Source organism: Catenulispora yoronensis, assembly GCF_039531695.1.
In the GTDB taxonomy this organism is placed as follows: Bacteria; Actinomycetota; Actinomycetes; order Streptomycetales; family Catenulisporaceae; genus Catenulispora; species Catenulispora yoronensis.
Window position 1 is genome coordinate 30,060 of record NZ_BAAAQN010000035.1, and the last position, 23,567, is coordinate 53,626.

Below are 23,567 nucleotides of genomic sequence, written 5' to 3' on the forward strand. Positions count from 1 at the left end.
CGGAACAGCCGACCGCACACCGATGGATCCGTGACGCGCGGCGTCTCCGCAATGAGTGGCGGCGCGCGACGGGAGGGCAGGAAGTGCCGTGAGCTGGTCGATCGCCCAAGTGGCCCGGATGTCCGGAGTGACCGCGCGCACCTTGCGTCACTACGACGACATCGGGCTGCTCAAGCCCGACCACGTCGGCGCGAACGGCTACCGCTACTACGAGGAAGCGCAGCTGCTGCGTCTTCAGCAGATCCTCGTGCTGCGGGAACTGGGGTTGGGGCTGGCGGACATCGCCACCGCGATCGACTCCGAGCCGGACCTGATCGCGGCGCTCCGGCGCCAGCACGCGCGCCTGATCGGGGAGCGCGACCGGCTGGCCCGGGTCGCCCGCACCGTGGCGCGGACCATCGCCGATCTGGAAGGGAGGCCGGAGGTGGCTGTCCGCATCAACCGCCCGGAGAACCTGTTCGAGGGCTTCGACTCCTCGCAGTACGACGACGAGGCCCGCGAGCGTTGGCCCGAGGACTTCGAAAGGGCCCAGCGCACACGCGAGTCCATGACCGACGCGGACGTCGAGCGCTGGCAGCGCGAGGCGACCGCGGCGATGATCCGCATGGCCGAGTTCATGGCGGCCGGGACGCCGGTCGACGATCCGGCGGTGCTGGACGAGACCCACCAGCACTGGCTGAGCATCTGCCACTGGTGGACGCCGAACCGCACGGCCTACACCTGCCTGGGCCGGATGTACGTCGACGACGAGCGGTTCAAGGCGAACTACACGAAGATCGCCGAAGGGCTCGCCGAGTACCAGGCGGCAGCTATGGCCGCGTACGCCGAAGCGCGCTTGTCCGACTGATACGGAGCTTCCGCGCAGAAACGTAAAAGCGTCCCTTCCGCGGCCAGTGCGGAAGGGACGCGCCCTATTCTTCCCCAGAGTCTTCTGTGGCCTCTTCACCACACAGTTGGACGTAGAAGCGGTTCCGCCGCCGCAGCAGCACTACGGCGACCAGTGAGGACACCAGAGAACCCAGCAGCACCCCGCCCTTGGCGAGGTTCAGCAGCTCGGGCGCGTCGTCGAAAGCCAGCTCGGCGATCAGCAGCGAGACCGTGAACCCGACACCGGTCAGCGTCGACACCGCCGCGATGTCCCGCCAGCGGAGTTCGTCGGACAGCTCTGCCCGGGTGAACCGCGCCGTCAGATAGGCGCCGCCGAACACGCCGACCGTCTTGCCGACGAAAAGGCCCGCGGCGATCGCCAAAGGAATCCGGTTACTGAAGAGGTTGCCGAGCGTGTCGCCGCCGATGTCCACCCCGGCGGACATGATCGCGAAGACCGGGACGCAGAAACCGGCCGAGAACGGTTGGAGTCGCCACTGGACTTGTTCGGCCGGCGACGACCGCTCCTGGGCCTGGCCCTGATGCGTCGCGTCTTTGTCCCCCTCGTTATGCGTACCGCGCAGCATCAGGCCGATGGCCACTCCGGCCACCGTGGCGTGCACACCGCTGGCGTGCACCGCGATCCAGATCCCCAGGCCCAACGGCACGTTCAGCCACAGGTTGGTGATCCGCGCACGCTGCACCAGGTAAAACGCGACCACCAGTAGCGCCGCGACCACCAGTGCGACGGTATCGATCTTCTCTGTGTAGGCGATCGCGATGATGACGATCGCGCCGAGGTCGTCGACCACCGCCAAGGTGAGCAGGAACGCGCGCAGCGCCGAGGGCAGGTTCTGGCCGACGACCGCCAGCACGGCGAGCGCGAACGCGATGTCGGTCGCCGTCGGCACGGCCCAGCCGCTGGCCGCGTGCTCGTGCCCGGCGCTGACCGCGAGGTAGACGCCGATCGGCACGACCATGCCGCACAGCGCCGACGCCACCGGCAGCACCGCGGCCCGCCGGTCGGACAGCTCGCCGACCTGGAGCTCGTGCTTGAGCTCGATGCCGGCCACCAGGAAGAAGAACGCGAGCAGGAAGTCGGCGGCCCAGTCCGCCAGCGACAGGTCGAGATGCCACAGATGGGGCCCGACGACGGTGTCCTTGACCGTCTCGTAGGAATCGCTCCACGGCGAGTTGGCCCACACCAGCCCGAGGAACGCGAAGACGATCAGCAGTGCGCCGCCCACGGTCTCGGTGCGCAGCACCTCCGCGACGTGCCGGCGTTCGATGCGCCTCAGACGTGCGAAGACGCGCTTCGGGGCGGCGGGCCGGGCCGGGGGCGTCATCGGGGCGCGTCCTCCAGGTCTGGGCGGTCGCCGGCGGACGGGTGATGGTCCAACGGACCACTACCCATGCCGGCCGGCCTTTCCGGCACTCCTGCGCCGTTCAGGCTAACGCGAACGCCGGACCCGCGGAAAAACCCGAGCCTCGGGAAATGCCGGGCCCACAGAAACGCCGGGCCCACAGAACAGGTGTCCTGTGGGCCCGGCGCTCAGAGATCCGGCGGTCCGAGATCCGGTGCTCAGTAGTTCGGCGCTCAGTGGTCCGGCGTCCGCCGGGAGCGGATCAGTCCTCCCCGGCGTGCGGCAGCTTGGCCTTGATCAGGTCCATGACCGCGGAGTCGGCCAGGGTGGTGGTGTCGCCGACCGCGCGGTCCTCGGCGACGTCCTTCAGCAGCCGGCGCATGATCTTGCCGGAGCGGGTCTTCGGCAGCTCGGGCACGATCTGGATCTGCTTGGGCTTGGCGATCGGGCCGATCTCCTTGGCCACGTGCGCCTTCAGCGCCGCGTCCAGCTCGGGGGTCTCCTCCTGGCCGGACCGCAGGATCACGAAGGCGACGATCCGCTGCCCGGTGGTCTCGTCCTTGGCGCCGACGACCGCCGCCTCGGCGACCGAGGGGTAGGAGACGAGCGCGGACTCGACTTCGGTGGTGGAGATGTTGTGGCCGGAGACGAGCATGATGTCGTCGACGCGGCCGAGCAGCCACAGGTCGCCGTCCTCGTCCTTCTTCGCGCCGTCGCCGGCGAAGTAGTAGCCCTGTTCGGCGAACCGGGACCAGTAGGTGTCGATGAACCGCTGCTGGTCGCCCCAGATGCCGCGGGCCATGGACGGCCAGGGCTTGTCCAGGACCAGCAGGCCGCCGTGGCCGTTCTCGACGATGTTGCCGTCCTTGTCCACGACGTTCGCCGAGATGCCCGGCAGCGGGCGCATGGCCGACCCCGGCTTGGCCTCGGTGACGCCGGGCAGCGGCGAGATCATCATGGCGCCGGTCTCGGTCTGCCACCAGGTGTCCACCACCGGCGTCCGCTCGCCGCCGATGTTCTTGCGGTACCAGATCCAGGCCTCGGGGTTGATCGGCTCGCCGACCGAGCCCAGCAGGCGCAGCGAGGACAGGTCGAACTTGGCCGGGATGTCGTCGCCCCACTTGGCGAACATCCGGATCGCGGTGGGGGCCGTGTAGAGCAGGGAGACCTTGTACTTCTGGACGATCTCCCAGAAGCGGCCCTGGTGCGGGGTGTCCGGGGTGCCTTCGTACATGACTTCGGTGGCGCCGTTGGAGAGCGGGCCGTAGACGATGTAGGAGTGGCCGGTGACCCAGCCGACGTCGGCGGTGCACCAGTAGACGTCGGTCTCCGGCTTCAGGTCGAACACCGCGTGGTGGGTGTAGGAGGCCTGGGTCAGGTAGCCGCCGGTGGTGTGGACGATGCCCTTCGGCTTCCCGGTCGTGCCCGAGGTGTAGAGGATGAACAGCGGCGTCTCGCTGTCGAAGGCCTCCGGGGTGTGCTCGGTGCCGGCCGCGCCGACGGTGTCGTGCCACCAGACGTCCTTCTCGCCCCAGGCGACGTCCGCGCCGGTGCGCTTCACGACGAGCACGTGCTCGATCGTCTCGGCGCCGACCACCGCCTCGTCGGCGTTCGCCTTCAGGTTCACCGTGCCGCCGCGGCGGTGGTAGCCGTCGGCGGTGATCAGCAGCTTGGCGCCGGCGTCGTCGATGCGGGAGCGCAGGGCGTCGGGGGAGAACGCCGCGAACACCACGGAGTGCACCGCGCCGATGCGCGCGCAGGCGAGCATCGCGACCGCGGTCTCCGGGATCATCGGCATGTAGATCGCGACCCGGTCGCCCTTGCCGATGCCCAGCGCGGTCAGCGCGTTGGCGGCCTGGGACACCTCGTCCTTGAGCTCGGCGTAGGTGATGGCCCGGGAGTCGCCCGGCTCGCCCTCGAAGTGGATCGCGACGCGGTCGCCGTTGCCGGCCTCGACGTGGCGGTCCACGCAGTTGTAGGCGACGTTCAGCGTGCCGCCGACGAACCACTTGGCGACCGGCTTCTCCGACCAGTCCAGAACCTCGCTCCATTTGGTGTCCCACGACAGGCGGTCGGCCTGCTTCTCCCAGTACCCCAGCCGGTCCGCCTCGGCCTCGGCGTAGGCGTCGGCCGTGACGTTCGCGGCGGCGGCGAAAGCCGCGGGCGGCGCGAACCGGCGCTCCTCGTGCAGCAGGTTCGAAAGGGCCTCGTTCGACACCGTCTCTCCTCGTTCGATCCTTTATGACAGTGGTCACACTGTATCCAGGCTGTAGCACACCAACGAAGCGAGCTCAGCACAAGCTTTTCGAGCCTATTGGTATAGACCTTTTACCTTCGGACGGTGACCGGGGCAAGGGCCGGGCGCGGATCGAGCAGCGATCGACAACCATCGTGCAGCGATTGTTCAGGGTCCGGACAGCGGTACGCCGCCCACCGGGACCCGGTTTCGGTGGGCGGCGTGCTCGGTGGCGCTGCTACCTGGGGCAGGTGGCTACCTGGGCCAGGTCGGCAGCACCTGCTTCCCGTGCGTCTCATTGGCCACACCCGCGCAGGAGCCGTAGAAGGCGGCCAGCGCGGTGGCCAGGCCGACCCAGCCGCCGACCTTGGTCAGGCTGTCGGGGTCGGTGCCGTTCTGGAACTGGCCCAGGGCCAGCAGGAGCCAGGTGAGGCTGAGCCCGGCGGTGGTCGCCAGCGTCGTGCCGCTGGTCTTCAGGGCGGCCAGGGTCAGGTACACCCCGATGACCGTCCAGCCCACGAAGTACAGGCCCATCGACTTGGAGCCGGCCGTGGCTCCGGCGTGCGCCCAGTAGGTCGTCAGCCAGAAGGCCCCCAGCGCGCCGAAGAAGGTCGCGCTGAAGGTGTTGCCGCGGCGGTACTCCCACATAGACATCAAGACCGACACCAGGCCGCCGAAGACCACGGCGGTCGCGGCGGTCAGCGAGGTCAGCCCGGCCTCCTTGACCAGACCGGAGTTGTGGAAGGACAGCAGTCCCAGGGACATGGCCAGGCCGGCCAGGCCCAGCGGTGCCGGGTCGCCCAGTCGCGTACCGGCGGCGGCGACGGTGGCGGCGGTGGTGGTGGTCTCGCTCACGACTTCGTCTCCCCTTTGTCGTGCGGTCGGCGGATCTCATCGGTCCGCCCACCGATCACGATAGGAATTACCCATCAAACTCGGACAGAGGGGATAAGGGTCCGATCTCCGGACGGTTCCTGCCGCGCGACCAACGGATGACCAACGGCAGACGAGCGGTAGCGGCGGTGCGATCAACGGTGATTCAGGCGTTCGCGCACTTCACGCGTGTGCCGACGGGCCACCGGGATGGGAGTGCCGCCGATGATCACCGTCAGGTGGCCGCTCTCCCAGCGGGCTTCGGAGACGGCGTCCACCCGGACCAGGAAGCGTCGATGCGTGCGCGCGAAGCCGGCGCCGGACCAGTGTTCTTCCAAGACCGTCAAGGGGATGCGGACCAGGTGGTTGCTGGTGGCCGTGTACAAGCGGACATAGTCGCCCTGCGCTTCGACGTAGGCGACGTCCTGGCGCGGGATGAAGCGGGTCACGCCGGCCAGCTCCACGGGGATGACGTCGTAGGGCCCCGCCTCCGATACCGGTCTGGACGCCCCGGCCGGCGACATCCGCCGGATCGCCTCGGCGAGCCGCTCGGCGCGCACCGGCTTGAGCAGATAGTCGGACGCGTGCAGGTCGAACGCCTCCAGGGCGAACTCCTCGTGCGCGGTGACGAAGACGATCTGCGGCGGCGTGGCGAACTGGTTCAGCACCGCCGCTATCTCCAGCCCGTCCAGCCCCGGCATCCGGATGTCCAGGAACAGCGCGTCCACCGGGGAGTTCTTCAGGATCCGCAGCGCCTCCTCGCCGTCGTTGGCGGTCAGCACCGAGGCGACGCGCTGATCGCGGGACAGGAGATAGGCCAGCTCGGCGACGGCCGGCGGCTCGTCGTCGACCACGAGGACCCGTAAGCCGGCCGAGGGCGCGATGGTCATGCGGTGGTCTGCCGTCCCTGCTTCTTGGGAATCCGGATCACCACCGTGGTGCCCGTTCCGGGCCGTGAGTCGATGAGCAGGCCGTACGAGGTGCCGTAGACCGCGCGCAGCCGCTCGTGGACGTTCGACAAGCCCACGGAGGTGCGGGTGCCCGGCTCGGCCGGCGCCAGGGCCTCGTGCAGGACGTCGGCGGTGATCCCCACGCCGTCGTCCGCCACGGTGATGCGGAAGTCGTGCCGGGTCTCCTCGGCGGTGATGGTGACGTGGCCCGGGCCGGGCTTGCCCTCCAGGCCGTGGCGCACAGCGTTCTCCACTATGGGCTGAACGCAGAGGAAGGGAACTTCCACAGGAAGCACCTCGGGGGCGATCCGCAACGTCACATGGAGCCGCTCACCGAACCGTGCGCGCTCCAGTAACAGGTAGCGGTCCACACAGCGCAACTCTTCAGCGAGAGTCGTGAACTCGCCGTGCGCGCGGAACGAGTAGCGCGTGAAGTCCGCGAACTCTAAGAGAAGCTCGCGCGCATGTCCCGGGTCGGTCCGTGTAAAGGAGGCGATGGCTGTGAGCGAGTTGTAGATGAAGTGCGGAGAGATCTGCGCGCGCAGTGCTCTGAGTTCGGTCTCCATCAGACGTGCCCGGGAGCGGTCCAACTCGGCCAGCTCGATCTGGGTCGCCACCCAGTAGGCGACTTCTCCGACAGCTCGTACCAAGGCCACCGAAGTGCTGGGACTGTAGACGGCCAGCGTGCCGATCGCCGTGCTGCCGCCACCGTTACGAATCCCGCCGATGCTGCTCGGCGGGATGATCGGGGCGAAGACAGCGTGCCGGAGCACGCAGGACTCGCTGCCGCAGTGCACCTCCTCCGGGCCCAGCACCTTCAGGTCCCCGGCGTTCAGCGCGCTGACGGAGAGCTCATAGGAGTTCTGCGAATGCCGGTGCTGTCCGGCGCCGTCCCACGTCAGGATCCGGTCGGTGTCGTGGAACGCCAAGGCGGCCGTCCCCAGGAGCGGGCGCAGATGCCGCGCCGCGCGGCGGGTCGAGTCCGGGGTCAGCCCGGCGCGCAATGGCGGCCCGGCGAGGGCGACGGCGTGCATGGCCGCATAGGCGGCGCGCTCGGCCGAGGTCCCGGCCAGCCGGTGCCGCTGCACGGCACGGGACACCGCGACCGCCGGGGCGACGAGAGCGGCCACGATGCCGACAGTGGCGGGGTTCGATGCCACATGTCCCAGTCTGAAGGGATCAGGGTTCGAAGTCGAGGGCGGTGCGGGGATCGGTGCCGGACTGCGGGCCGCGGACCGCGCCACCGCGAAGCGTGCCATCGCATACAGCGAACGATCGTGCTATTTTGAGACCGTGAGCAAGGGTGAGGAGACCCGCAAGACGGTGCTGGAAGCGGCGGTCGACGCCGCGGCGTCCGGCGGCCTGGCCTCGCTCACGATCGGATCGCTCGCCGAGCGGACCGGGATGTCGAAAAGCGGGCTGTTCGCCCACTTCAAATCCAAGGAAGCACTCCAGGTGCAGGTCCTGGAGTTCGCCGGCGAGGCCTTCGTCCAGGACGTGATCCTGCCGGCGCTCGCCGCTCCGCGCGGCGAGAAGCGGATCACCGTGCTGTTCGAGAGCTGGCTGCGGGTGTCCCGCGACGGTCGCGCGGAATGCCTGTTCACCTCGGCCGCGTGGGAGTACGACGACCAGCCGGGGCCGGTCCGCGACCGGCTGATCCGCATGTACCTCGACTTCAACGACTCCGTGTGCCAGATGTTCCGGACCGGGATCGCCGAGGGCTTCTTCGCCGAGAGCGCGGATCCGGAGCAGTTCGCCCACGATCTGCACGGGATCATGCTCATCCACTTCCAGGCGCACCATCTGCTCGGTGACGCCAAGGCCGAGGAGCGGGCGCGCCACGCCTTCGCCCGGCTGATCGATTCCAACCGCTAACAGGGGGTCCGCTCCATGTCGTCCTCGTCCTCGTCATCGCCGTCGGGCAAAAAAAGCACGATCGTTCGTGCTAAAAAGTTTCTCGCGCTGGGCACGGCACGCACCGCGTTCCGGGTGTTGGAGACCGTCGCGCCGGGGCCGGGCGCGCGCTGGGCCGAGCGGCTCTGGCTCACCGTGCCCAAACGGGCCTGGCGGCCGCGGACACCGGTGGCCGTGCCGGCCGGTGAGCCGTTCACTGTGGCAGTGCGCGCCAGCACGGTGCACGGCCGAGTCTGGGGCGAAGGCCCGACGGTCTATCTGGTGCACGGATGGGGCGGCGTCGCCGAACAACTCGATGCGTTCGTCGAACCGCTGGTGGCGGCCGGGCACCGCGTGGTGTCGTTCGACGTGCCGGGGCACGGAACGTCCGCGCAGAGCATGGCGGGGCCCGGCCGCAGCACGCTTCCCGAGTTCATGGAGAGCTTGCAGGCGGCTGTCGACCGCTATGGCGAACCCCATGCGGTGATCGCGCACTCCTTCGGCGCGGCCGCCGTCGTCCTGGCCGTGCTCGACGGGCTCCCGGCCGGTCGCGTCGCAGTGATCGCTCCTATGTCCGACCCCATCGGGTTCTCCTATACGTTCGCGAAGACAGCCGGCTTCGGCGAACGTATAAGGACCCGGTTCCTTGAGCTCGTCGAACAGCGCGTGGGTATGCCGATGGACAGGTTCGACATCCCTCAGCGCATGCGCACTGTGGACCCGGCCACTCTTCCTCCGCTGTTGATCGTCCACGACCTCGGCGACCGCGAGGTACCGGCGGCGTCGGGCGAGCACTTGAAGGCGATGTGGCCGGGCGCCGTCCTGGACCCGTGGACCAGCCTCGGCCACTTCCGGATCCTGATCGATCCGGACGTGGTGCGGACGGTCGTGACGTTCAGCGCTGTGCCGCGAACGCTTCCGGTCCCATGACGAAGTCGGGGTCGACCTGCGCGCCGAGATCGACGCCGGTCGCGCGGTCGCCCCACGCCTTGGCGTTCTTCAGATGGAAGTGGACCGCCTGCCGGGTGAACTTGGCCCAGTCCTGCGGCACCGAGTCCACCGCCATCTGAAGCCGCGCCAGGGCGGTGCGGTTGGCCGGTTCGAGGGAGTCGAAGCCCTTGTCCCGGCCCTGTTCCTGGGCGCGGACGTAGCCGGACGCGCCCAGGCAGGCCACCAGGTCGGCGCCGGTGTGGTCGCGCAGGTAGGCGACGTCGTCCGGGCCGGTCACCTTGTTGCCGACCACGCGGATCGCGACGTCGTACTCCTTGGCGTACTCCCGGTACTGCTGGTAGACGGACACCGACTTGCGGGTCGGCTCGACCACCAGGCAGGTCAGGTCGAAGCGGGTGAACAGCCCGGAGGCGAAGGCGTCGGCGCCCGCGGTCATGTCCATCACCAGGTACTCGTCCGGCCCGTCGACGAGGTGGTTCAGGTACAGCTCGGCCGCGCCCACCTTGGAGTGGTAGCAGGACACGCCGAGGTCCTGCTCCTCGAACCCGCCGGTGACCAGCAGGCGCACGTTCTCCAGGTCGCCGGTCAGCCGGGTCGCGCACAGGCTGTGGACCGCGTTGTCCTCGTCCAGCCGGAGCAGCCGCGACCCGCGGCCCGGCGGGGTGGTCTTCACCATCGCCTCGGCGTCGGGGATCAGGGGGTTGTCGCCGCGCAGGTGGTCCTTGATCTCGCGGAGCCGCGCGGCCATCGGGGTCAGCGCCGCGCCCTCCCGGTCCGACAGCCCGAGGGCCGCGCCCAGGTGCTGGTTGATGTCGGCGTCCACCGCGACCACCGGCCGGCCGCCGGCCGCCAGGTGCCGGATGAGCAGGGCCGAGACCGTGGTCTTGCCGCTGCCGCCTTTGCCGACCAGGGCGATGCGCATGCCGGACCTCCTTGCGCCGGGAGAGGGAAGCAGAGCGCGGGCCCCCAGCGGGGTCCGCGTCTGATGACAACCGTTTTCATTAAAACGGATACGCGCCGAGTCTCCGCGCCGTCGTGGCGGCGCGTCAACCAAGCGTCCTCCGATCGGGTGGCGGCCGCGCTACTTGCCAGTAGGTAGAGTCCGGGGCATGGACAGCAGCTCTCCGATCCGGCGCCTGGCCGCCGCCCCGAACGCCGCCGACGCGGCGGAGACCGCGCGCCAGGCCGTGGACCGCGTCCGCGGCCACAAAGTCCTGCGCAGCCAGTCGTCCCGGGTCACCGCCGAGTCCCAGCTGCGCGGCGCCCGGGCCTCGGCGGCGCTGGGGTCGCTGGGCGAGCCGGGCACCGACTGGCCGCTGGAGGAGGTCCGCCGCCGGACCGACCTCGGGGACGAGGACGGCTCGGGCCACCTGCGCGGCGCCTTGCGAATCTCCGGCGAGCTGGGCAGCCTCGCGACGGTCTGGAAGCGCTCGCCGATCCAGGCGCTGTCCCGTATGCATCTGCTGGCCGCCGCCGGCTCGGTCGACCCGGACGCCGTCGGCCGCCCCCGCGGCCCGGAGGCCGCGGCCCTGCTGACCGCCCTGGCCAACGACCTGCGCGACCCGGCGTCGGCCGAGGTCCCGGCGGTCGTGGTCGCCGCCGCCGTGCACGCCGAGCTGCTCGTCGCCGAGCCCTTCGGCTGGGGCGACGGCCTGCTGGCCCGGGCCTCGTCCCGGCTGATCCTGGCCGACCGCGGCCTGGACCCGCAGTCGCTGGCCGTGGTCGAGGCCGGGCACGTCGATCTGGGGGTCGAGGCCTATCTGGCGGCGGCGCGCGGCTACGCGAGCGGCACCGAGGAGGGCCGTACCGCCTGGCTCGCGCACTACGCCGAGGCCGTCGCGCTCGGGGCGCGGGAGTCGCTGGCGGTGTGCGAGGCGATCATGCGGGGCTGAGCACTACTTCCCAGCCGCCAGCGTGGTCCCGCCGTTCACGTCCAGCACCACGCCAGTCGTGAAGCCGTTGCCGGCCAGGAACAGCACCGCCTCGGCCACGTCGTGCGGCCGGCCGACCCGGCCGACCGGGGTGGCCGCGGCCTGCTGGGCCATGAACCCGTCGCGGTTCTCGCCCAGCGGGTGCCACCACGCGGTGTCGATGACGCCCGGGCTCACGGCGTTCACCCGGATCGGGGCCAGTTCCGTGGCCAGCGGCGGGACCGCGGCGTCCAGGGCGCCGTTGGCCGCCGCCAGGGCGACGGTGCCGGGGAAGGCGGCGCGGGAGCTGCCGGCCGCGATGAAGGTCACCGAGGCGTCGGCGGCCAGGTGCGCCAGCGCCGCCTTCAGGACCCGCAGCTGGGCGAACACCTTGCCCTCGAAGCCCTCGCGCAGGGCCTCGTCGGTGAGGTCGGCCAGGGCGCCCAGGCCGACCATGCCGCCGCTGACCGCCAGCACCAGGTGGTCGATCTTCCCGGCGGCCGCGAACAGGGCGTCGACGTCGGCCTGCCGGGTGGCGTCGGCCTCGAAGACGCGGACCGTGTGGCCGATGCGCTCGGCCGCCGCGTCCAGCCGCTCCTTGCTGCGTCCGGTGATCAGCACCTCGGCCCCGTCGGCGGCGAACGCGCGGGCCGTCTCCTCGCCGATGCCGTGGCTGGCGCCGATCACATAAACGGTCTTGCCGGTGAACCTGCCCTGGGTGGACATACCCGTCCCCTCCGTCGAACCACTTTGTCGAAACGATCCGTCTCGACAATTATTACCGAGACGACGCGTCTAGACAACTCGGCTAGGCTGCCGGTCATGGAGCGCCCCCACACCGGAAGACGCCGCAACGAGGCGGCCCGCGACGCGATCATCGACGCCGCGATCGCCCTGCTGCAGGACGTCGGCTACGAAGGGTTCACGATCGAGCGCCTGGCCAAGGACGCCGGCGTCGGCAAGCAGACGGTCTACCGCTGGTGGCCGTCGAAGGCGGCGGTGATCGCCGAGGCGGTGGGCACCCGGGCGCGGCACACCATCCCGCTGCCGGACACCGGGGAGCTCGGCACCGATCTGACCGAGTTCTTCGAGGCCACCTTCCGCCAGTCGGAGGATCCGGCGGTGCTCAACCAGCTGAAGAACATGATGGCGGCGTCCATCGAGAACCCCGAGACGGCCGCGCCGTTCCAGGAGTTCCTGGCCAACCGCCGCGCGAGCCTGCGCACGCTGCTCGAACGGGGCGCCGAGCGCCAGGAGATCGCCGAGGGCACGGACCTGGACTTCCTCACCGATCTGGCCTACGGCCTGCTCTGGTACCGGGGGCTGATCGGTCACCGGCCGTTGGACGCCGACGCCGCGCACAAGCTGTCCGCCGCGCTGGTCGCGGCGGGTCTGCCGCGGGCGGCTGCTACCGGGGACCGCTAGCGAGCGTCGTGCCCGGCGCCACGTCACCGGTCAGGGACGTGGCCTGGCCCTGTTTGATGACCACGACTTTCGCCTTGCCGTACTTGGCCTCCAGGGCCGCGCGCCATTTGGCGGGGTCGTCGACGCCGAACGTGCACACGCCGTCGAAGTCGCAGCCGAGCGTGTTGATCGTGAGGCCCTGGTCGCGCCAATAGCCGAAGCTGACGCTGTTCGTCAGCGCCCGCTGTTGTTCGAGGTTGAGCTTGGTGTCGACGAACACGACCTTCGTCGTCGGCAGGGCCGAGCGGACCGCGTCGTCCAGGGCCGGATGCGGGACCCGGTAGACGAGCAGCGCGTACTCGGTCTTGTCGTCCGGCGACTTGGGCTGCTGGAACGCGATGGCGGCGAACCAGTCGGCGTAGTCCCGCGCCAGCATGGGCCGGATGCTCTCGGCGGCGGTGAGGAGGGTGTTCTGCCCGGGCGGCATGCCGGAGACCCAGGTGGTCGCCGTGGGAGCCGGAGCGGACGATCCGACGGCGGGTTCCACGGCGGAGGTCGGGGTGTTGGTCGGGGTGTTGGCCGGGCTGTCGGTCGGGCTGCCGGCCAGGCCGGAGGTCGGCCCGTCGGTCGGCGGCGTGGTCAGGACCATGTGTCCTGAAACGTGCGAATGCTGACTGGCGCACCCCGTGACCAGGAGCGTGAGCGCGGCGACGGAGACCCCCGCGGAAATGCGAGCCCTGATAAGACCGGTCATGTCCCTCAGACGTTTGCGCGGTGCCCGCGGTTCCCCCGGAACAAACGTCAGCGGTGCCGCTGCGCAGCGGCACCGCTGTCAGTGACATCGAGAACGAGTTACCAAGCGTCGCTCGCCGTAGTCGCCTTCCAGGTCCTTGTTACTTGCTTTCCGACTGCCTGGCTGGCTGGCCCCTCAAGGGGTCGGTCTTTGCGTGGGTTCCCGATCGATGTCGAGGTCTGACGGCCCTGTGCCAAACCATTCCTTCTCTTTGAGTTGGGTGGTCGTCCGGCCTTAGTTCTCTTTCTACGACTGATCCAGGACGGTGCCAAGTCATACCGGTGGGTTTTTACTTGTTGTCGACCGAATGGGCGAATCCCGCCGCCTCATCCTGATCACGGGTCCCAGCCGTGGTCAGGGGTACCGGCCGAGAGCGGTTCTCCGCCTTGATCCGACCCCGGCGCGAACCTCTCGCTAGGGTGAAGTCATGCGTGCCATCACGATCGCCGAACCCGGCGGGCCGGAGCGGTTGGTCTGGGCCGAGGTGCCCGATCCGGCCGTCGGTCCGGGCGAGGTGCTGATCGAGGTCGCGGCCACGGCGGTGAACCGCGCCGACATCCTGCAGCGGATGGGCTTCTACACGCCGCCGCCCGGCGCCTCGCACTATCCGGGCCTGGAGTGCTCGGGGCGGATCGCCGAGGTCGGCGCCGGGGTCACCGGCTTCGTGCCGGGCGACGAGGTGTGCGCCCTGCTCGCCGGCGGCGGCTACGCGCAGCGCGTCGCGGTGCCGGCCGGCCAGGTCGCGCCGCTGCCCAAGGGGCTGAGTATGACGGAGGCCGGCGGTCTGATGGAGACCGTGTGCACCGTTTGGTCGAACGTCTTCCTGCTGGCCGGGCTCTCGGCCGGGGACACCTTCCTGGTGCACGGCGGCTCCAGCGGCATCGGCACCACGGCCGTCCAGCTCGCGCACCAGCTCGGGGCCCGGGTCGTGGTCACGGCGGGCAGCGCGGCCAAGCTCCAGGCCTGCCGCGACCTCGGCGCCGACGTGCTGGTGAACTACCGCGAAGAGGATTTCGTGGAACGGGTGCGCGAGGCCACCGACGGCCGGGGCGTCGACGTGATCCTGGACAACATGGGGGCCGCCTACCTGGACCGCAACGTCCAGGCGCTCGCCGTGGGCGGCCGGCTGATGATCATCGGTCTGCAGGGCGGCGTCAAGGGCGAGGTGAACCTCGGCACCCTGCTCACCAAACGGGCCAGCGTCACCGCCACCACCTTGCGGGCGCGGCCGACCGAGGAGAAGGCGGAGATCGTCGCCGCGGCCCGGGACGCGGTGTGGCCGTTGATCGAGGCCGGGCGGTTCCGGGTGGTGGTGGACCGCGTGCTGCCGGTCGAAGCGGCGGCCGAGGCCCACCGGATCGTGGAGGACAGCGGGCACGTCGGCAAGGTCTTGCTGGACGTGGCGGCGGCAGGCGGCGGGTGACGGGGAGTCGCGCGCGTGGAACCTAGGGACGGATACATGACGGGAATGACCGGCGACATCTTCGGAGCGATGAACATGAGCCTGAACACCGACCCCGAGCACGACGGCGACCTGGCCGGCCGGGTGATCGTCGTCCCCGCGGGCGGGGACGACGACGAGGCCGGCGAGAACCCGATGAACGTCGCGGAGATGGTCGAGCAGCCGGCCAAGGTGATGCGCATCGGCTCGATGATCAAGCAGCTGCTGGAGGAGGTCCGGGCGGCGCCCCTGGACGAGGCCAGCCGGGCCCGGCTGCGCGAGATCCACCGCTCCTCGATCGCCGAGCTGGAGAAGGGCCTGGCCCCGGAGCTGGTCGCCGAGCTGGAGCGGCTGTCCCTGCCGTTCGCCGAGGACGAGGTGCCCAGCGAGTCCGAGCTCCGGATCGCCCAGGCGCAGCTGGTCGGCTGGCTGGAGGGGCTGTTCCACGGCATCCAGACCGCGCTGTTCGCCCAGCAGATGGCGGCGCGGGCGCAGCTGGAGCAGATCCGCCGGGCCCTGCCGCCCGGTTCGGTGCCGCCCGGGATGGGCGGCGAGGGCGACCAGCCGAGCCGCATCAGCGGCGCGGGGCCGTACCTCTAGCCTGGCCGGCGCCGTCCAGGAAGGCGTCCAGCACCTTGTCGTAGTTCTCCGTCCACCACGGCACCAGGGCCGCGGTGGCGGGGAACAGCGAGTCCGCCCGGTGGTCGGCGTGCAGATACCGCCACATCGGGATCCAGAAATCGGTGAGGCGTTCCCACCAGACACGGCGTACCGAGTCCGCGAGCTCCCGCTCCGAGAACTGGGGGCGGGCCGCGACATAGCCGGCGACGAACATGCGCAGCAGGTCCAGGTCCAGGTGGCCGGAGACCTGGTCGGTGAAGAACACCAGCGAGGTGCTCACCACCTCGTCCCCGCACGGGCCCACCGAGGTCTTCTCCCAGTCGACGATGGCCGTCACCCGGCTGCCGGGCTCCAGGCCCGACCACATGATGTTCCCCCCGTGGAAATCTCCGTGGATGTACCCGACGGTGCTGACCGCGCTCGGCGCGGGCCGTAAGTGGGCCACCTCGGGAATGAGCGCCAGGCGCTCGGATAATCGATGTGCGGAGAGCAGATCCATGTCGTCGGGATCGGGACGCACGGCGATCAGGGCCAAGAGCTGTTGAGCTTCGATGATCGCGCGCTGTTCCGGCTTCGTGGTGACGAACAGCGGCTGTGGAACACGCGGGAGGACCCGGGCCAGGCCGCTGTGGATGTCGGCCAGCAAGGCCCCGAGGTAGTACGCATCAGTTTCCTGCATATGGTGGCCGTAGCGATGTTCCCCGCATTTCCACGGGAACACGGCGAGTGGACGGCCTCGAACATAAGCGACTGTGCGGCCCCGTAAATCCCGTAGCGGGGCGACCGCGGGAATTCCCAAGGCCTGTAATCGGATCACGGCTTCGTGCTGCCAGCGCAGCGTCTGCGCCGCCGAGCGGTGCCGGCCGTGCTCGTCGGGCAGTCCTTGGCCGCGCCAGGGCAGGTAGTGCTTGAGGAAGTAGCTCTGACCGGCCGAGGCCACCTTGTAGGACCGGTTGAGCAGACCGCTGTCGACCGCCCGGAGACTGGTCGGCGCCGGCAGGCCGAACCGCCGGAAGAGGGACTGGAGCCGCGCTGAAGTCCCTGACATGGCCGCACTCTATCTTCCGGATCATCCTTAACCTGGGCTTTATGTAGTCTGACTAGCCTCGTGTGAACCAGTGGACACGGGGGATACGGTCTCGCGGGGCGAGATTGTCGCGGCCCTGCGAGAGTCGGGTTCGCGAGGAGGGCGACGGGTCTATGGCCGGTACGGCGCGAGGGCGGCGTCGCGCGCCCAAACGCCGGGGGCGGTCCCGTGCGCTGGTGCTGGTGATGGTCAGTGCCGTCCTGGTGGCCGGCACCGGTGCCGCCATCGGCTATGCCTCGCATCTGTTCGCCAAGCATCAGGGCACGGAGAAGGCTGCCGCGCCCGAGGTGAAGGCCGCCGTTCCCTCGGGGTCGGCGTCGGTGCCCGCACCCGCCGGGAGCAGCGGCGGCACTGGCGGCACTGGCGGCACTGGCGGCACTGGCGGTACTGGCGGCACCGGGTCCGCCACCGCGTCCGCGCCCACGTCGCCGCGTCCCGTGGTCAAGGCCACCGGGCCCGGCACGGTCACCACCCTGAACGTGACGTCCGCGGACAGCGACCTGACGAGCCGGCCGGTGGTGGTCTACCGGCCCGCCGTGCCCGACGCGACGGTGCTGCCGGTGGTGTACCTGCTGCACGGCGTCCCGGGCGAGCCGGACCGGATGATGGAGGCTGTCAAGGACACCCTGGACCAGGCCTTCACCACCGGCGGCCAGGCGCCGTTCGAGGTGGCCGCCCCGACCGGCGGCGGCAGCGCCCACAGCGACACCGAGTGGGCCGACGCCGCCGACGGCAAGGACCTGGTCGAGACCTACCTGATCAAGAACGTGCTGTCGGCGGTGGAGGGGCCCACGCCCCGCCCCGCGAGCATGCGGGCGATCGTGGGCTTCTCGATGGGCGGCTACGGCGCCGCCAACCTGGCCCTGCGGCATCCGGACCTGTTCGGCCAGTTCGCCTCGCTGGCCGGGTACTTCCATGTCGACGACCCGGCCGGGATGTTCGGTTCGGACAGCCGGCTGCAGGCCGCCAACACCCCGGACGACCTGGTCCAGCAGGCGTCCGGGAAGCGGGTGCTGCTGCTGGAGGACCAGGACGAGACCGACTCGCTGATCCAGGGCGAGGCGTCCGAGTTCGCCCAACGGCTGCACGCCTGCGCCTGCGGCGTCGACCTGAACTGGCACCTCGAACCCGGCGGCCACACCTACGACTTCGTGACGGCGTCGTTCCCGAAGGTCATAGAGTTCCTCGACCAGGGCTTCTGAGCCGCTGGTCGAGGTGCGGGCCGCCGATGATTCACGTGAAACATCACCTGAGCCATCGTCAGGAGACGCTCGACGCGAGCTCGGCCCCGCTCACTTCTCCGGCGGTTTGCTCTGCGTCGGGGCCTCCTCGTCCAGGCCCAGCATCTCCCGTTCCTCCTTGCTCAGCCGCTCGGTCCCGGTGCGCTCGGACGGAGTCGGCGGGGGCGGCACCGGCTTGGCCGGAGCCGACGGCGTCGGCGGGTTGGTCGGGATGGCGTTCGACTCCGGCATCTTGCCGGCCGGGGCTGGTGCTGGGGCCGGCGCCGGCGCGACCACGGCCTTGGCCCCGGTCCGGTCCGCCACCGCGACCTCCTTCGGCCGGCCGGTCATCACCAGCGCACCGATGATCATCAACAAGCTGCCGCCGAAGGCGTTGGCGACACCGGTGCCCAGGCCGCGGTTGTTGGAGCTGATGGTCAGCTCCCCGGCCGCCTGCCCCTGCCGCACCATCCACAGGATGGTGAAGCCGAACGCCACCAGGCTCGCGACGAACACCAGCGTCCGCGAACGCATCAGCAGGCCGACCACCGCGGCCACCGCCGTGATCAGGAAGATCAGGAAGACCGAGTCGGTGACACCGGACCGCGAATCGGTGACCCCGCTGCCGAAGACTTCCCAGAACTTGTACGTGCTCCCGTGGCGGCCGTTGTACCAGGCCTGCCAGGGACTGACCAGCGTGGCCGCCGCGCCCAGAATGACGAGGAGGCCGCCGACGACGTTGCGCATCATGCTGTGGCTCCTTCCACCAGCCCCCTCGGCCCGAAGCTATGCCGTAGGCCGGTCCGCTGCATCTTGGCGGTGCAGCCGGGCGACGGAGCGGGCGGAGGGGGCCGGCGGAAGGAAACGGCGGAAGGAGACGGCGGAAGGAGCGGGTGGCGGGGCCGCGAGGCGGGGCGGTGGCGTCAGCCCGGCCGCCCGACGCCTAGCGGCGCTGGACCCGGGCCGCGACCTGGGCCGCGACGGCGTCCGAGACCGAGTTGCGACCGCCGAAGATGGTGACGGTCCGTAGCTGTCCGGCCAGCGCGGCCAGCTCGTCGCCGATCGGGCCGGGCAACGACGCGGGGTCGGTCAGCAGCAGCGGCCGGCCGGCGTTGGCGACGAAGGCGCCGCCGGTCAGGGCGTCGGGGAAATTCGTCCCGCTGGCCAGGCCGACGCCGGCCGGGGCGTGGCCGGCCGCGGCGACGACCGCTTGGGCCACGGTCTTCGAGGTCGAGTACCGGTCGTGGCCCCACAGCGGAAGATACGTCTTGCCCGCCAGGCCGACGTGGGCCCGGACCGCGGTGTCGGCCTGGCCGCCGACCGTCTCGATCGCGGTGTGGGAGGCCACGAAGGCGGCGGTTGTCGGATCCAGGTTGTGGTCGTCCGACAGCACGATCGGCGCGTCCTCGACCGCTCCGAGCGGACCGGCCGACAGGGCGTCCGGGAAGTTCTGACCGGTGGCGACCACGACGTGACGGGTCGCCCCGAAGCTCTGTGCGACCTGGAGCGCGGTGGCGAAGCGGTCCTTGCCGCCGTAGCGGACCACCTGGTAGCCGAGAGCCCGTACCGCCTTCTCGACATCGGTGGTGATCGCGCCGGTGCCGCCGAGGATGTAGACGGTCTTGGAGGTGTCCGGCCCGAGCACCCGCCGGATCTCCGCGGCGACGATCGGGCTCAGCGAGGTGGTGTCGGTCAGCAGCAGCGGGCCGTGCCGGTGCGCGGCCAGCGGGACGCCGGACAGGGCGTCGGGGAAGGTGCCGCCGCGCGCCAGCACCACGGCCCCGGCCTGGCCGGCCTGCCACTGGTTCTTGGAGACGTTCACGCCGGTCTCGAACCGGTCGTTCCCGGCGATGCGGTCGACGGTGACCCCGGTCGCCGGCGGGGTGGTCCCGGTTCCGCCGCCGGGCGGTGGGGTGGTGGTCCCGCCTCCAGGTGGCGTGGTCGTCCCGCCCCCGGGCGGCGTAGTGGTCCCACCTCCGGGCGGCGTAGTGGTCCCGCCTCCGTCCGGCGGCGTGGCGACCGGCACCGAGATGCTGACGTACTGGGCGTTCTCAGTGACGATCGCGCCGGTCTCGTCGAGAAGCCGGGCCGCGATGGCATAGGTACCTGGCCTCGGGAAAACGTGCCGGACTGTGGTGCCGGTCTGGGCCACCGCCTGCGAACCGTCCCCGAACGAGAACAGGTACGAGTACCCCGGGGGCAGGGGAATCGGGAGGACATTGCTGACTGCCTGGCCGGTCACGTCCATGGCGAGCGGTTGGCCGGAGACACCGGCGGTGGTGAGCCGCATTGTGTAGTCCGTGCCGCCGCTCACTGCGTAGAACATGTACGTGCCTTGCGGCGACTGGTATCCGGCGGCGTCGATGGCGACGACGTTCACCACCTGGACGCCTGAGGCGTAGCCGCTGATGATCAGGTCCGCGTCCCCTTGGGCGTCCGCGGCCACGACCGTGGTGCCGACCGGGTTGCTCCCGATGAGGCTGACAGCGAACTTGTAGCACACCACTCCGCCAGTGCCGCCGCTGGAGTGCGCGTGGACCACCGCCGGGATGCCCTGGAACAGGTTGTGCCCGCTGGAGCCCTGCGGCGGCAGATCGGTCGAGGACAGGCTCGGCTCGTCCGTAATGTCGGCGGGGAGCTCGGGCGAGACCGCCGCCTTTCCGCAGTCGGTGTGCGGCAGGATCGGCATCGTCGGAGCCGGAGACCGGGTGCCGGGGGACGTCGAGCCGTACTCCTCGGCGCCGCGGTCGTCGTAGGAGCGAGGGCCCAGACCGGTGTCGGCCACGGACGGGACGTTCACGCGCGGGGCATTGCCGAGGTCGGTGTCCAGCTCGCCGTCGGCGCCGGAATCGGCGGAGTCGATCGCCGGGGAGCTGGCTTTGAGCGTGCCGTCGGCGTTCAGGCCGGGGTCGGCGGTGATCTCGTGGGCGCCCTTGCCGGCCTGCCGCAGCGCTGCCGCGTCGGCGTAGGTTGCGGAACCGTTCGAATAGGCGGTGCCCCCGGGGACGTCGACGATGTTGCTCTCGATGACCGTGCTCGACCACGCGGCGGGGTCGGTCCGGATGCCGACCAGGGGGGCCGCCGCGACCGGGCCGGAGTAGGAGGCGATGGTCCCGTCGTGCGCGGCGATGATGTTGTTCCGGACGAACGCCGGGCTGTAGCTCTTGACGTCGATGGCGACCTGCGCGCCGTTGTTGCCGACGATAGTGTTCGAGGTGATGTAGTCCGTGATCCCGGTGGTGACCGACACGCCCGGGCCGCCGTTGGCCCGGACCAGGTTGTCGGCGATCACGACCGCCGCGCCGCCGGCGAGGGCGGACTGGCTGGAGATGCCCGGGCCGTCGTTGTCGTGGACCCGGTTTCGGGAAACCTGCACCTTGGCGCCGTAGAGGCTGATCGCGGCACCGCCGGCGGCGATGCCGGAGACTTCGTTGTCGTCCACCAGGCCGGGGGTCGTCCAGCGGCCGGAGCGGTCCCCGTTGCCGCTGCTGACAGCGATCCCCTGCGTGTAGGGGCCGGTGATCGTGTTCCCGACCACCCTCGTCGCACCTGGACGACGACGTTGTCGACGCCGCCGAGCCACAACCCGCCGTGCACTTTCACGTGACCGCCGACACCGGTGATCACGATGGGCGTGGTGGAGGCGTTCCCCGAGTTGCCGATGTTGCCTCCGAGGTCGTAGCCCTTGCCCGGGGCGACCAGCACCGTCGCCCCGCGCGGCACGGTGTTCATGGCGAACAGGGAGCAGTACGGATCGTCCTGGGTGAGCGGGCTCGAGATGCCGGGCAAGGCAGTGTATCCGCCATGGGAGGTACTCGTGATCACCGCGTCGACGTAGCTCCGTCTACACCTTCCTCGCAGGTCAGGCGCGATACCGGCGATAAACTTGAGCCCCCTGCGCGCAACCTTTTGACTTCGACCGGCCGCACCATGCATCATTGAGCGAACTCGACTCAACCTGGCGCGGGCCTTCCCCACTTCTCTCAGGGCGCGCGGCAGAGACAACGAAGCGACAACGAAACGTCTTTCGCGGAGGAATCCCCATGGCACGTCCGGTCGGCATCGACCTCGGGACGACGAACTCCGTCGTCTGCGTCCTGGAAGGCGGCGAGCCCACCGTCATCACCAACGCCGAGGGCTCCCGGACGACGCCGTCCGTGGTGGCCTTCGCCAAGAACGGCGAGGTGCTGGTCGGCGAGGTCGCCAAGCGCCAGGCCGTCACGAACGTGGAGCGCACCATCCGGTCGGTCAAGCGCCACATGGGCACCGACTGGAAGATCGGGATCGACGACAAGCAGTTCACGCCGCAGCAGATCTCCGCGTTCATCCTGCAGAAGCTCAAGCGCGACGCCGAGGCCTACCTGTCCGAGAAGGTCACCGACGCGGTCATCACCGTGCCGGCCTACTTCTCCGACTCCGAGCGCCAGGCCACCAAGGAGGCCGGCGAGATCGCGGGCCTGAACGTCCTGCGCATCATCAACGAGCCCACCGCCGCCGCCCTGGCCTACGGCCTGGACAAGGGCGAGGGCGACCAGATGATCCTGGTCTTCGACCTCGGCGGCGGCACCTTCGACGTGTCCCTGCTGGAGGTCGGCAAGGACGAGGACGGCTTCTCCACCATCGAGGTGAAGGCCACCAACGGCGACAACCACCTCGGCGGCGACGACTGGGACAACAAGGTCGTCGAGTGGCTGGTGACCCAGTTCAAGAACGCGCACGGCGTGGACCTGTCCAAGGACAAGATGGCCATGCAGCGGCTGCGGGAGGCCGGCGAGAAGGCCAAGATCGAGCTGTCCAGCTCCACCGAGACCTCGATCAACCTGCCCTACATCACCGCCAGCGCCGAGGGCCCGCTGCACCTGGACGAGCGGCTGTCCCGCTCCCAGTTCGTGCAGCTCACCTCCGACCTGCTGGACCGCTGCAAGGCGCCGTTCCACAACGTGATCAAGGACGCCGGGGTCTCCATCTCGGTCATCGACCACGTGGTCCTGGTCGGCGGCTCGACCCGGATGCCGGCCGTCGCCGACCTGGTCCGCGAGCTGACCGGCGGCAAGGAGCCGAACAAGGGCGTCAACCCCGACGAGGTCGTCGCCATCGGCGCCTCGCTGCAGGCCGGCGTCCTCAAGGGCGAGGTCAAGGACGTCCTGCTGCTCGACGTCACCCCGCTGTCCCTGGGCATCGAGACCAAGGGCGGCATCATGACCAAGCTGATCGAGCGCAACACCACGATCCCGACCAAGCGCTCGGAGACCTTCACCACCGCCGAGGACAACCAGCCCTCGGTGCAGATCCAGGTCTACCAGGGCGAGCGCGAGATCGCGGCCTACAACAAGCGGCTGGGCATGTTCGAGCTGACCGGCCTGCCGCCGGCGCCGCGCGGCCTGCCGCAGATCGAGGTCACCTTCGACATCGACGCCAACGGCATCGTCAACGTCTCGGCCAAGGACCTGGGCACCGGCAAGGTGCAGTCGATGGTCATCACCGGCGGCTCGGCGCTGCCGAAGGACGAGATCGACCGGATGATGCGCGAGGCCGAGCAGTACGCCGACGAGGACCACAGCCGCCGCGAGGCCGCCGAGGTCCGCAACCAGGCCGAGACCCTGGTCTACTCGACCGAGAAGTTCCTCAAGGACAACGAGGACAAGGTCCCGGGCGATGTGAAGTCCGAGGTCGAGGCGGCCATCGGCGAGACCAAGGAAGCCCTCAAGAGCGAGGACAGCGCCACCATCCGCTCGGCCTCGGAGAAGCTCGCCACCACCAGCCAGAAGCTCGGCGCCGCGCTGTACCAGCAGGCCCAGGCCTCCGGCGAGGCCGGCGCGGCCGGCGGCGAGCCGGGTGCCGAGGGCGCGGCCGGCGGCGGTGCCGACGACGACGTGGTGGACGCCGAGATCGTCGACGAGGGCAAGGCGGGCGGCCAGGCCTGAGCCTCGGGCCGCCGGGCCGGATCCGGCGATGAG

Annotated in this window: 20 protein-coding genes; 9 read left to right on the forward strand and 11 right to left on the reverse strand. The window is 70.2% G+C overall.

The window, feature by feature from the left end; translation table 11 throughout:
• The first annotated feature begins 88 nt into the window (after window positions 1–88).
• A complete protein-coding gene (locus ABD481_RS25995; protein WP_344668369.1) occupies window positions 89–847 on the forward strand; it encodes a MerR family transcriptional regulator in 759 nt (252 codons plus the stop codon).
• A 64-nt stretch (window positions 848–911) separates the two neighbouring features.
• Here the strand turns inward: ABD481_RS25995 and nhaA are convergent, their stop codons facing one another.
• From nhaA to ABD481_RS26020, 5 genes are all read right to left on the reverse strand, one after another.
• Window positions 912–2,213: a Na+/H+ antiporter NhaA gene (gene nhaA / locus ABD481_RS26000; protein ID WP_344668370.1), complete on the reverse strand. Its 1,302-nt coding sequence runs from the start codon at window positions 2,211–2,213 to the stop codon at window positions 912–914.
• Between the two features lie 280 nt (window positions 2,214–2,493).
• Window positions 2,494–4,449 carry an acetate--CoA ligase gene (acs, locus tag ABD481_RS26005; protein WP_344668371.1) on the reverse strand — a complete coding sequence of 652 codons (1,956 nt, stop codon included), beginning with the start codon at window positions 4,447–4,449 and terminating at the stop codon, window positions 2,494–2,496.
• Window positions 4,450–4,722: 273 nt separating this feature from the next.
• Window positions 4,723–5,322: an acetate uptake transporter gene (locus tag ABD481_RS26010; RefSeq protein WP_344668372.1), complete on the reverse strand. Its 600-nt coding sequence runs from the start codon at window positions 5,320–5,322 to the stop codon at window positions 4,723–4,725.
• 173 nt (window positions 5,323–5,495) lie between these two features.
• A complete protein-coding gene (locus ABD481_RS26015) occupies window positions 5,496–6,230 on the reverse strand; it encodes a LytR/AlgR family response regulator transcription factor (RefSeq protein ID WP_344668373.1) in 735 nt (244 codons plus the stop codon).
• The gene (locus ABD481_RS26020; protein WP_344668374.1) at window positions 6,227–7,450 is read right to left on the reverse strand and encodes a sensor histidine kinase; all 1,224 of its coding nucleotides are present in this window, start codon (window positions 7,448–7,450) and stop codon (window positions 6,227–6,229) included. The genes ABD481_RS26015 and ABD481_RS26020 overlap by 4 nt, the downstream gene beginning before the upstream one ends.
• A 133-nt stretch (window positions 7,451–7,583) precedes the next feature.
• Between ABD481_RS26020 and ABD481_RS26025 the strand changes: the two genes are divergently transcribed.
• A complete protein-coding gene (locus ABD481_RS26025) occupies window positions 7,584–8,165 on the forward strand; it encodes a TetR/AcrR family transcriptional regulator (RefSeq protein ID WP_344668375.1) in 582 nt (193 codons plus the stop codon).
• Window positions 8,166–8,180: 15 nt separating this feature from the next.
• Window positions 8,181–9,113: an alpha/beta fold hydrolase gene (locus tag ABD481_RS26030; protein WP_344668376.1), complete on the forward strand. Its 933-nt coding sequence runs from the start codon at window positions 8,181–8,183 to the stop codon at window positions 9,111–9,113.
• Here ABD481_RS26030 and ABD481_RS26035 read toward each other — a convergent pair.
• Window positions 9,079–10,056: an ATP-binding protein gene (locus ABD481_RS26035; protein ID WP_344668377.1), complete on the reverse strand. Its 978-nt coding sequence runs from the start codon at window positions 10,054–10,056 to the stop codon at window positions 9,079–9,081. The two genes, ABD481_RS26030 and ABD481_RS26035, sit on opposite strands and share 35 nt — an antisense overlap.
• Before the next feature lie 187 nt (window positions 10,057–10,243).
• Between ABD481_RS26035 and ABD481_RS26040 the strand changes: the two genes are divergently transcribed.
• Window positions 10,244–11,026: an oxidoreductase gene (locus tag ABD481_RS26040; RefSeq protein ID WP_344668378.1), complete on the forward strand. Its 783-nt coding sequence runs from the start codon at window positions 10,244–10,246 to the stop codon at window positions 11,024–11,026.
• Window positions 11,027–11,029: 3 nt separating this feature from the next.
• On the opposite strand, the gene ABD481_RS26045 is transcribed toward ABD481_RS26040, so the two are convergent.
• Complete coding sequence (locus ABD481_RS26045) at window positions 11,030–11,770, reverse strand: SDR family oxidoreductase (RefSeq protein WP_344668379.1); 741 nt, start codon at window positions 11,768–11,770, stop codon at window positions 11,030–11,032.
• Between the two features lie 96 nt (window positions 11,771–11,866).
• On the opposite strand from ABD481_RS26045, the gene ABD481_RS26050 reads away from it, so the two are divergent.
• Complete coding sequence (locus ABD481_RS26050) at window positions 11,867–12,469, forward strand: TetR/AcrR family transcriptional regulator (RefSeq protein ID WP_344668380.1); 603 nt, start codon at window positions 11,867–11,869, stop codon at window positions 12,467–12,469.
• On the opposite strand, the gene ABD481_RS26055 is transcribed toward ABD481_RS26050, so the two are convergent.
• Window positions 12,453–13,097, reverse strand: a complete 645-nt coding sequence (locus tag ABD481_RS26055) for a hypothetical protein (protein ID WP_344668381.1) — start codon at window positions 13,095–13,097, stop codon at window positions 12,453–12,455. The genes ABD481_RS26050 and ABD481_RS26055 overlap by 17 nt on opposite strands.
• 571 nt (window positions 13,098–13,668) lie before the next feature.
• On the opposite strand from ABD481_RS26055, the gene ABD481_RS26060 reads away from it, so the two are divergent.
• Together ABD481_RS26060 and ABD481_RS26065 are read left to right on the forward strand one after the other, a co-directional pair.
• Window positions 13,669–14,664, forward strand: coding sequence for an NAD(P)H-quinone oxidoreductase (locus ABD481_RS26060; protein WP_344668382.1), 996 nt, complete (start codon window positions 13,669–13,671; stop codon window positions 14,662–14,664).
• Window positions 14,665–14,739: 75 nt separating this feature from the next.
• Window positions 14,740–15,282, forward strand: a complete 543-nt coding sequence (locus ABD481_RS26065; RefSeq protein WP_344668451.1) for a bacterial proteasome activator family protein — start codon at window positions 14,740–14,742, stop codon at window positions 15,280–15,282.
• Here the strand turns inward: ABD481_RS26065 and ABD481_RS26070 are convergent.
• The gene (locus ABD481_RS26070; RefSeq protein ID WP_344668383.1) at window positions 15,257–16,351 is read right to left on the reverse strand and encodes a phosphotransferase enzyme family protein; all 1,095 of its coding nucleotides are present in this window, start codon (window positions 16,349–16,351) and stop codon (window positions 15,257–15,259) included. The two genes, ABD481_RS26065 and ABD481_RS26070, sit on opposite strands and share 26 nt — an antisense overlap.
• Window positions 16,352–16,575: 224 nt before the next feature.
• Here ABD481_RS26070 and ABD481_RS26075 point away from each other — a divergent pair, with 224 nt between their 5' ends.
• Window positions 16,576–17,592, forward strand: coding sequence for an alpha/beta hydrolase (locus tag ABD481_RS26075; protein ID WP_344668384.1), 1,017 nt, complete (start codon window positions 16,576–16,578; stop codon window positions 17,590–17,592).
• 90 nt (window positions 17,593–17,682) lie between these two features.
• Here the strand turns inward: ABD481_RS26075 and ABD481_RS26080 are convergent, their stop codons facing one another.
• Complete coding sequence (locus ABD481_RS26080; RefSeq protein WP_344668385.1) at window positions 17,683–18,360, reverse strand: hypothetical protein; 678 nt, start codon at window positions 18,358–18,360, stop codon at window positions 17,683–17,685.
• Between the two features lie 193 nt (window positions 18,361–18,553).
• Window positions 18,554–21,148 carry a cell wall-binding repeat-containing protein gene (locus tag ABD481_RS26085; RefSeq protein WP_344668386.1) on the reverse strand — a complete coding sequence of 865 codons (2,595 nt, stop codon included), beginning with the start codon at window positions 21,146–21,148 and terminating at the stop codon, window positions 18,554–18,556.
• A gap of 505 nt (window positions 21,149–21,653) precedes the next feature.
• Between ABD481_RS26085 and dnaK the strand changes: the two genes are divergently transcribed.
• Complete coding sequence (gene dnaK / locus ABD481_RS26090; protein ID WP_344668387.1) at window positions 21,654–23,534, forward strand: molecular chaperone DnaK; 1,881 nt, start codon at window positions 21,654–21,656, stop codon at window positions 23,532–23,534.
• The last annotated feature ends 33 nt before the right edge of the window (window positions 23,535–23,567 follow it).